Origin of the sequence: Mesorhizobium sp. M7D.F.Ca.US.004.01.2.1 (assembly GCF_003997785.1) — a bacterium.
In the GTDB taxonomy this organism is placed as follows: Bacteria; Pseudomonadota; Alphaproteobacteria; order Rhizobiales; family Rhizobiaceae; genus Mesorhizobium; species Mesorhizobium loti.
Genome location: NZ_RZRQ01000355.1, coordinates 1 through 5591 on the forward strand (window position 1 = coordinate 1; position 5591 = coordinate 5591).

Sequence of the window (5591 nt, forward strand, 5' to 3'; positions counted from 1 at the left end):
GCACCTGACAGGTCGAGGCCGGTTTCCTCGCGCACCTCACGGATCATGTTGAAATCGACATCGACCTGCCCATCGCGAAAATCAACCGGCTCGAACGAGCCGGCGGCGAAATAGACGCGGCCGGCATTGACTGTCTGCGGGCCCATACGGATCGCCACCAGTGCATTGTCGCCAGCCACCAGCACTGCATGCGCATAGGCGTGCTCGGCGCCCGAATTCTCGCGCCGTTTTCGCCACAGCATGAAGGTCGAGTAGTTGACCGCATGGCAGCGGCCGACGAGACGGTTGTCGCGGTAGGCGAGTTGCGACAGCAGCACCACCGTGCCGTCGAACAGCGCCGGATTGGCAGCGATTTCGCGCTGCCAATTCTCGGCGATCGCCTCTGCATTCTCCAAGGCGAAAGGATGCGGACCGGGATCGAGCCGGACGTCGACGGCGTCGACCGGCAGGATGACATTGCGCGGCAGGTCGAAACTCATGTCGCTCAGGTCATATCCAGGGTGATGGCCACCGGGCAATGGTCCGACGCCTTCGGGCGGTCCCAGCCGGCTCGCGGAAAGCGCTCCACTTCCTGCCCCGGCGGAAAAATGGTGCGCCAGGGCTGGCCGTTGCGGATGATGTCGGGAACGGCCGTCGCGTTGCTGGCGGCAAGCCCCTTCGACAGCAAAATGTAGTCGAGCTGGCACAGATGTCGCTCTTCCGGTCCGCGCGTGTGGTACAAACTCCAGCGGTTCATCTCGGGGCGCCGCTCGACGACATTTTCGCAGAAGCCGCCTTCTGTCAGCACATTGATACAGGACACGGCCTCGTCGACCACCTCGAAGCGATAGCCGTCGATTGCGTCGCCGGCGATCTTCACGCGCTGGCGGTAATCATTCATGTCGCCGCAGATCGCCCACCGCTTGTCGGCGGCATGGTCCTTGCCAAAACGCTCCTCGATGATCCGTCGCACGGCTTGCGCCTCCGCGATGCGCACCGGCATCGTCGCCTCGCGCCCGTCGAGCCCGTTGCGCGGCGAGCCCATCGACTTGAAATGCACGAGGTAAAGCGTCAGCGGCACGCCGCCCACGGTGACGTCGACTTCCAGGCAGTCGCGCCGAAAGATGCGTTCATTGGCCTGGTTGCCGAGTGCCGCAAGCTCCGGCGTGTGCAGTCCAAACTGTTCATAGGTGACATAGGCGTGGCTGGTCATGCGCACGAATTCGATCGGCTGGCCCTGCGCGGTTTCGTTGCGCATCATCACGGCAACGTCGATGCCGCGCGAATCATTGCCCGATGTGGTGTATTTCTGCCGGTAGCCCTGCCCCACCATCTTGAACAGGTAGCCATATTCGAAGGCCTTCAGCGCCTCGATATTGTCGACCTCCTGCATACAGATGATGTCGGCGCGTGTGGCCGCGATCGCCAGCGCCGTCAGCTGGCGCGTGTCGTCGGACTGGGCAATGGCGCGGGCCTGCTCCAGCATCTTGTATTCGGCTTCGCTCTGGATATCGAACAGCGCCAGCGTGCGATCCTCGTTGAGCTGGTTGCGATAGCCGGAATAATCGAACCTGTTCATCAGGTTCTCGACATTGAAGGTGGCAAGGCGCAGCGACATGCCATGACATTTGCCCGCAAGTGCTGGAGAAAACAAGCTCGCAGGACCACCAGCGGAGATCGATTGGCCCTCGGGGCTTTCGCGCCATGGTTGACGGAACCTTTCCGTTCATCCGCCGTTCAGATGCAAACATCCATTGTTGCCCCATTCCTCGGGTGGGCGTGGGGCCTGTAACTCTTGGAGAGTGCAATGAATTCGCTCTTTTCTTCCACGGTCAAATCTGGGTTGATAGCCCTGGGTATCCTCTCTGGCGTCACGGCACCATCCGCCGCCGGACCGATCCTGCAGCCTAACATGTCGATCCCCACCAGTACGGCGGCGCCGACGGTCACGCCAGTGCGCGATAGCTGGGCGGGCGGCAATGACCGGCAGTTCAACAACGATTGGAGATGGCGCCGGTCGGGCAACTGGAACGGAGGCCGCAGACACTGGAACGGTGGAGGCAACTGGAACGGCGGCGGCAACTGGGATCGCGGAGACAATTGGCGTTGGCGCCGTCATCACTATCGCGGCGGCCGTTACCACGATGATGGAGCGGCCGCACTCCTGGGCCTTGGGCTAGGGCTGGGCATCGGCAGCATGTACAACAACTACAACTACTACGATGCACCGCCGCCGCGCCGCTACTACCGTGCCGGCCGGCTTTCGAGCGCCCATGTCCAATGGTGCTACAGCCGCTACCGGTCCTACCGGGCCTACGACAACACGTTCCAGCCCTACAACGGCCCGCGCCAGCAGTGCTACTCGCCCTATTGATGAGCTAGCCTGTAGCCAGAAATGAAAAACGGCGCCATATGGCGCCGTTTTTTGTTCTTCGAAGCTGCCGTTTTCGACGTATGGACTTTCGCTCAGTTTTTGGCCTTGTCGACCAGCTTGTTCTTGGAAATCCACGGCATCATCGCGCGCAGCTTGGCGCCGACTTCCTCGATCTGGTGGCTGTCATTGTTGCGGCGGATGCCCTTGAAGCGGGACATGCCGGCGCGGTACTCCTGCATCCATTCCGAGGTGAACTTGCCGGTCTGGATGTCCTTCAGCACGCGCTTCATCTCGGCCTTGGTCTCGGCGGTGATGATGCGTGGGCCCGAGACATATTCGCCCCATTCGGCGGTGTTCGAGATCGAGTAGTTCATGTTGGCGATGCCGCCTTCATAGATCAGGTCGACGATCAGCTTGACCTCGTGCAGACACTCGAAATAGGCCATCTCAGGCGCGTAGCCGGCTTCCACCAGCGTCTCGAAGCCGGCACGGATCAGCTCGACCAGACCGCCGCACAGCACGACCTGCTCGCCGAACAGATCGGTCTCGCATTCCTCGCGGAAATTGGTCTCGATGATGCCCGAACGGCCGCCGCCGACGCCGCAGGCGTAGGACAGTGCCAGGTCGAGCGCATTGCCCGAAGCATCCTGGTTGACCGCGACCAGGCACGGCACGCCGCCGCCCTTCTGGTATTCGCCGCGCACCGTGTGGCCGGGACCCTTCGGCGCGATCATGACGACGTCGACCGTCGACTTCGGCTCGATCAGGCCGAAATGCACGTTGAGGCCATGCGCGAAAGCGATCGCCGCACCATCGCGGATGTTCGGCGCGATCTCGTTCTTGTAGATGTCGGCCTGCAGTTCGTCCGGCGTTGCCATCATCATCAGGTCGGCCCATTTGGCGGCGTCCGCCACGCTCATCACCTTGAGCCCATCGGCTTCGACCTTCTTAGCGGTCGCGGAACCAGCCTTGAGGCCGATGGCGATCTCCTTGGCACCGGAATCCTTGAGGTTGAGCGCATGCGCCCTGCCCTGGCTGCCGTAGCCGATGATGGCGACCTTCTTGCCCTTGATCAGATTGAGATCAGCATCACGATCGTAATAGACGCGCATTTTGTCTTCCTTCCCGTTTTATGAATCAGAGGCCTTGCGACCCGGTTGTTGCTCCGAAAAGAGCGAGAAACTGTTGCGTCGCCCCGGTGGCATCGCCGCCGATTGTCGCTTCAGTCAATTCCAGCCGGTCGCCGAGCAGCAGACGGATCTGCACGTCGCGGGCGACCAGCCCGAAAAAGGTGCGGAACGCCGTCTCGGCATCCGCAAAGTCGAGCAGCCCGGCCTGACGGCCTGCCTCAAGCACAGGCTTCAGCCGTTTGGCCAATGCGAAGCGGCCGTTCTCCAGCACCACGGCGCCGAGATTGTCCTTGCCGGAACCGGCATGGCTGACCGCGACCCGGTTGAGCGCGATCGAGGTGTCACTGGAGATCACCTTCAGCCAATCGGAAGCGAAGCGTTCGAGGCTTGCGGTCAGCGAGGCCAGATCGAGCCCCTTGCCGTCGACCTGTGCCACCCGCACTTTCGAAGCCTGCCACTGCACCGTCGCCGTCAGCAGCCCGTCACGATCGCCGAACCATTTGTAGAGCGTTTCCTTGGAGCAGCTGGCGCGGCGCGCCACGGCGGTCATTGTGAGCTGATCGCCCTCCTCGACCAACAGCCGCAACGCTGCGTCGAGCACGGCCTTCTGCCGCTCCGTCAGCGCTTCGCTGGTGTCGATCTCGGGCACGCTGTGCAACACGCTCTTCTCTCGAAAGGCAGGGCCATCGGTTATTCCGGCGAGCCGTACCGTACGTTACGGTTCGCCTGATCTATGGCGTATTGTTCCGAGCCTTGCAAGCCCTATTTCTGTCTGGACGGCATCAGTGCCGGATGGCTTGCGCGGGGAAAGAAGATGCTGATCGGGTTGCTTGCCTTGACGGTTGCCGCCGCATTCTCCGGCGCTGCGATCTACGTCAGTGTTGCCGAACAGCCGGCGCGGCTTGCTCTCGACGACAGGGCACTGCTGCAGGAATGGCAGCCCTCCTACAAGCGCGGCGCCGCCATGCAGGCGTCGATTGCCATTGTCGCCTGCGTTCTCGGCCTAGCTGCTTGGTGGCAGACCAGCGGTTTTGCCTTCCTGGTTGGCGCGGTGTTGATCATCCTGCCCTGGCCATGGACGCTGATTACCATGATGCCGACCAACAGGGTGCTGGAGGCGATGGACGCGGGCGCCGGCAATCCTCAAGCCAGGTCCCTGATCGTCAAATGGGGCAACCTGCACCTGGTTCGCACGGCACTTGGCGTGCTGGCGACGCTGGCGTTTCTCTGGGGCAGCCATCTGGCCTGACCTAGCCAGGTCGGCTCGGCGCCATGGCATCAGTCCGCGACAGGCGGATGCCGTAACCGTCCAAGCAGAGCCGAGATCATGGTCAACTCATCCGCCGACAGTTTGGCGCCAACCAGTTCCGCGATCGACCGTCCGTAGACAGCCCACATCTGACGACGCGTCTCGCGACCGTTGGTCGTGATGCGGATGGTCTGGCCACGGCCGTCATCGGCCACCGGCAGTTTCTCGACGAGCCCATCGGCCTCGAGCCGGGCCAGCAGCCGCGAAATGTTGTATTGCGCAAACAAGGTGCGCTCGATCAGCTGGAACGGCCGCAGCCCGCCCTCGCCCGCCTCGGCAAGCTCGTGCAGCACGTCGTACCAGGCAAGCGGCGGCAGGCCAGCGGCCTTCAACGCCTCTTCAGCGCTTTCCATCAGCTGGCGCGAAACCCGCATCAGGCGGGCCCAGGCCTTGATGGCTCCGGGCGAAGGCGTGGCTTTCTTGGTCATGGTCCAACATAGGCGATAGATGCAGATGCATCAAGCTTGACGATCGATGCGCATGCATCTACATAGATGCAATTGCATTAACTTTGGAAAACCCGATGAACCACAAGCTCATTCTCGTCAGCCATCATCTGTGCCCCTATGTGCAGCGCGCCGCGATTTCACTGGCCGAAAAGGGCGTGCCGTTCGAGCGCGTCGACATCGACCTCGCCAACAAGCCGGACTGGTTCAAGGCGATCTCGCCGCTCGGCAAGGTGCCGCTGCTGCGCGTGCAGCGAAATGGCGAGGAAACGGTGATCTTCGAATCGGCCGCCATCCTCGAATTCCTCGAAGAGACGCAGGCCAACCCCCTCCACCCTGCCGACCCCTATGCC

General features: G+C 62.3%; 8 protein-coding genes. 3 read left to right on the forward strand and 5 right to left on the reverse strand.

The annotated features are described in order from the left end of the window. On the reverse strand, positions 1-479 hold a 479-nt coding region (locus EN993_RS30050), incomplete at its 3' end, for a hypothetical protein (RefSeq protein WP_127265601.1). 5 nt (positions 480-484) lie between these two features. After that, the gene (locus EN993_RS30055) at positions 485-1597 is read right to left on the reverse strand and encodes an endonuclease/exonuclease/phosphatase family protein (protein ID WP_126069477.1); all 1113 of its coding nucleotides are present in this window, start codon (positions 1595-1597) and stop codon (positions 485-487) included. A 189-nt stretch (positions 1598-1786) separates the two neighbouring features. On the opposite strand from EN993_RS30055, the gene EN993_RS30060 reads away from it, so the two are divergent. After that, on the forward strand, positions 1787-2353 hold the full coding sequence (locus EN993_RS30060) for a BA14K family protein (RefSeq protein ID WP_126069478.1): 567 nt from the start codon (positions 1787-1789) through the stop codon (positions 2351-2353). Between the two features lie 92 nt (positions 2354-2445). On the opposite strand, the gene ilvC is transcribed toward EN993_RS30060, so the two are convergent. Both ilvC and EN993_RS30070 read right to left on the reverse strand, forming a co-directional pair. Continuing rightward, a complete protein-coding gene (gene ilvC, locus EN993_RS30065; protein ID WP_013531065.1) occupies positions 2446-3465 on the reverse strand; it encodes a ketol-acid reductoisomerase in 1020 nt (339 codons plus the stop codon). Positions 3466-3490: 25 nt separating this feature from the next. Beyond that, positions 3491-4144: a TetR/AcrR family transcriptional regulator gene (locus tag EN993_RS30070; RefSeq protein WP_164757898.1), complete on the reverse strand. Its 654-nt coding sequence runs from the start codon at positions 4142-4144 to the stop codon at positions 3491-3493. A 156-nt stretch (positions 4145-4300) separates the two neighbouring features. Between EN993_RS30070 and EN993_RS30075 the strand changes: the two genes are divergently transcribed. After that, positions 4301-4732, forward strand: a complete 432-nt coding sequence (locus EN993_RS30075; RefSeq protein ID WP_164548880.1) for a DUF1772 domain-containing protein — start codon at positions 4301-4303, stop codon at positions 4730-4732. 29 nt (positions 4733-4761) lie between these two features. Here EN993_RS30075 and EN993_RS30080 read toward each other — a convergent pair whose 3' ends face one another. Continuing rightward, positions 4762-5220 (reverse strand): MarR family winged helix-turn-helix transcriptional regulator, encoded by a 459-nt coding sequence (locus tag EN993_RS30080; RefSeq protein ID WP_126069481.1) that lies wholly within the window; start codon positions 5218-5220, stop codon positions 4762-4764. A gap of 95 nt (positions 5221-5315) precedes the next feature. Between EN993_RS30080 and EN993_RS30085 the strand changes: the two genes are divergently transcribed. Continuing rightward, a partial coding sequence (locus tag EN993_RS30085; protein WP_164757899.1) for a glutathione S-transferase family protein occupies positions 5316-5591 on the forward strand: 276 nt, incomplete at its 3' end.